Source organism: Idiomarina sp. UBA4206, assembly GCF_002383015.1.
GTDB lineage: Bacteria > Pseudomonadota > Gammaproteobacteria > Enterobacterales > Alteromonadaceae > Idiomarina > Idiomarina abyssalis.
On record NZ_DFTS01000019.1, the window covers coordinates 64,396 to 67,644 of the forward strand.

The following is a 3,249-nucleotide window of genomic DNA, read 5'->3' on the forward strand; positions in this document are numbered from 1 at the left end:
GCAAGTTGCTTTCGATAAGCTGTGCCAGCGCATTAATATGCTCACTTTCGGCATTTAGAGCTGAGATATACTCGTACCGTTCACCACCGCTTTCCATAAAGTATTCTCGGTTCTCCTCGCCAATTTCTTCAACCGTCTCTAAACAGTCTGAAGAAAAGCCCGGACAAAATACCTGAACAGACTTAATGCCTTTTCCGGGAAGCGCTTTCATGGTCATATCAGTATACGGTTGTAGCCACTCCTCGCGACCAAAACGCGACTGGAATGTTGTCAGGTACTCATCTTTTTTAAGCCCCAGGCGCTCAGCAAGCAAGCGTGAAGTTTTATAGCACTCACAGTGGTAAGGGTCGCCATTTTTCAAGTAGCGTAACGGAATACCATGGTAAGAAAATAGTAACTTATCAGTGCGCCCATGCTGCTCCCAGTGCCTCTCGATGCGTTTTGCTGCCGCTTCAATAAACGGCGGGAAGTCATGGTAATGAGTAATAAAACGCAGTTCAGGTAACCAGCGGCGTTTGGTGAAATCTTTTGCCAGAGCATCAAAAGTTGAGGCTGTGGTAGATGCTGAATATTGCGGGTATAGCGGCAGAACCAGTAATTTCCGTACCCCTTTTTGCATCATATTGTCGACCACATCACCCAACGCCGGATTCCCATAGCGCATGGCAAAGTCGACGACAATATTGTCGCCCCAGGTTTCTTTCAGTTTTTTCTCAATAGCAGCGGCTTGATCCTGAGTATGAAAAAGCAACGGCGAGCCGCGTTCTGTCCAAACAGTTTCATAAGCCTCGGCTGAACGTTTCGGACGAAATCGAAGGATCACGCCATTTAATATGAAATACCAAAGCAGGCGAGGAACCTCAACCACCCTTGGGTCAGACAGGAACTCTTTTAAATAAGGCTTGAGCGCGCCCTTCGTTGGAGCTTCAGGAGTGCCCAAGTTAGTCACCAGCACCCCTATTTTATCTGCCTGTTCGTGAGAAAATGCAGGGCTTCCTCGATATTTCATTTTCAGTTACCTTTTAACAATACGCTTAATGCAAAGTTTACGTAAGTTTTAACGGCTTCGATCCCTATTTGCAAAGAAATAACGCTACACTAAACCGATAAATACTATCGAAATTAATAAATTGACGCGCCAATGACAAAAAACACAAAGACGCAGCAATGGTATCAGAAACTTGCCAGTTCCCCTCATGCTCTGGTACTTCTCTTTTTTCTTTCTGCTATGGAAGCAACCTTACTCCCCATTGCTTTAGAGTTAGTACTCGTGCCTTACATGGTGCTTGAGCGCAAACGCATCTGGCTAGTAGCCTCGGTTGCTTTAGCTGGCTTCATGGCAGGTGCCGTTGGCGGTTACTACATTGGCTTTGCGCTGTTCGACACTGCGGGCGAATGGTTTATTAGCTACTTGTCCATTCAGGACTATTATCAAGAGTTTCAGGAAACACTAAAAGAAGACGGCTTTGTCGCGATTTTCTTAGTTGGTGTGACTCCGGTCCCCTTCCAGGTTGCCATGCTGGCTGCCGGAGCTGGCGACTACCCACTTTCTCTGTTTTTATTCGCCGCAGGTGCAGCGCGCGCTTTAAGATATTATGTATTAGCGCTTATCGTTTTGTGGTTAGGGCCTTATACTGAGCGCTTATGGGTTAAGTACGCAGGTCCTGTCGGCTGGTCAATTCTGATTCTGGCAGGAACTATGTTATTACTGACGCAATTTCTGTAAGCATTTAGGGTACTAATGTTTTTACTTATTGTTTTTGCCATCATTGCGGTGGGTGTTTCGTTCGTTTGTTCGGTTTTAGAAGCGGCTCTTTTATCGGTTACGCCGAGTTATGTTGCACAATTAAAAGAGAGCAGGCCTAAAACCCATCAGCAATTACGCAAGCTAAAAGACTCTATTGATAAACCTCTCGCGGCTATACTAACACTCAATACGATAGCCCATACAGCCGGAGCAGCCGGTGTTGGCGCTCAAGTCGGAGTGGTTTTTGGTGATGGCTACCTGGGTGTCGCTTCAGCCGTTATGACGCTGCTTATTTTGGTGTTATCTGAAATCATTCCTAAGACTATCGGAGCCAAGTTCTGGCGACCCATTGCACCTTCGCTTCCTCCCATACTTAACTTTATGATTTTATCACTTAAGCCTTTTATCTGGCTCTCTGATCAAATTACAAAACGTATTGGCAGCGGTGAAGCGGACATTGATGTTCGCTCGGAAATTAAGGCCATGGCAACTATTGGTCACGAAGAAAAAGCTTTAGACGATGACGAGCGCCGGGTAATTTTAAACATTCTTGATTTACATGAAATTCGCGTGCGTCAAGTAATGACACCTCGCACAGTCTGCGAGTCGATTAACCCGGGCTTAAGTATGCTGGAAGTCAGCGAGAAGATCCGCAAGTTACCTTTTTCACGCTACCCTGTTATTGACAGCGAAGAGGAACCTCAGGGCATCATTTTCCGAAGTGATGTTTTAGATGCTGACGAGTCAGACGCATTAAGTGACATTGTCCGACCCGTGGAAATAGTAACAGAAACTGTGAGCGTGGAAGCGCTAATGAGTCATCTCATCAAAGAGCGCCAGCATCTTGCTTTGGTTTACGACGAACACGGTAGTTGGCTCGGGCTCATTACTCTGGAAGATATTATCGAAACCATACTGGGCACGCCCATAATGGATGAAACCGATAACATTGCCAGCTTACGCCGCTATGCTCGCCAACGCTGGGACAAAAGGCTCAAGCGCGACCCAAAGCAGGCGAAGAGCCAGCAAGGTAATGATTAACCGAAACAATTGGTCAAAGCGTTGGTTGGTGATTTTTTTCAACCAATGCAGACCAACCCAGGTACCAACAAAGCCGGCGGCAATCATTGCCAACACCAACGGCAGCCAATCCTGAAAAACAAAGCCTGCCATGCCAAAGACCAACGCTTTAGGGGCATGCTGCATGGTCATTACAGCAGAAAATGTCGCGACCGTTTGCAACCTTTCACTAAAACGAGCTTTTACAAAGGCCGCTACCAGCGGCCCTGACGCCCCGACAAATAGCGAAATAAAACCGGTTACCAAACCTCCGCCAACTAAGCCTGCCCGGCCGCGGAAGCTTTGCGGCAACTTAGGCCCCCAGGTCAGCCAGATTAAAAATAACGCGATGGTAATTTGCAAAAAATGCGTGGGAAGCTGAACCAATAGTAGACTACCAATAAAGGTTCCCAGCAGACCAAAAGGGACAAACCAGGCAACGG

Annotated in this window: 4 protein-coding genes; 2 read left to right on the forward strand and 2 right to left on the reverse strand. The window is 46.9% G+C overall.

Annotated elements, in window-relative coordinates; translation table 11 throughout:
- The coding region (hemH, locus tag B3180_RS04240; protein ID WP_286843224.1) for a ferrochelatase at positions 1-1,009 on the reverse strand (1,009 nt) is incomplete at its 3' end.
- Positions 1,010-1,141: 132 nt separating this feature from the next.
- Here hemH and B3180_RS04245 point away from each other — a divergent pair.
- Both B3180_RS04245 and B3180_RS04250 read left to right on the forward strand, forming a co-directional pair.
- A complete protein-coding gene (locus B3180_RS04245; RefSeq protein WP_286843226.1) occupies positions 1,142-1,726 on the forward strand; it encodes a YqaA family protein in 585 nt (194 codons plus the stop codon).
- A gap of 15 nt (positions 1,727-1,741) precedes the next feature.
- Complete coding sequence (locus tag B3180_RS04250) at positions 1,742-2,788, forward strand: CNNM domain-containing protein (protein WP_278358867.1); 1,047 nt, start codon at positions 1,742-1,744, stop codon at positions 2,786-2,788.
- On the opposite strand, the gene B3180_RS04255 is transcribed toward B3180_RS04250, so the two are convergent.
- The coding region (locus B3180_RS04255) for a sulfite exporter TauE/SafE family protein (protein ID WP_286843228.1) at positions 2,705-3,249 on the reverse strand (545 nt) is incomplete at its 5' end. The two genes, B3180_RS04250 and B3180_RS04255, sit on opposite strands and share 84 nt — an antisense overlap.

Bases quoted from the DNA above. Each gene is read 5' to 3' on its own strand.
- B3180_RS04250 (WP_278358867.1), top strand. From the start codon at position 1,742: ATGTTTTTACTTATTGTTTTTGCCATCATTGCGGTGGGTGTTTCGTTC.
- B3180_RS04245 (WP_286843226.1), top strand. From the start codon at position 1,142: ATGACAAAAAACACAAAGACGCAGCAATGGTATCAGAAACTTGCCAGT.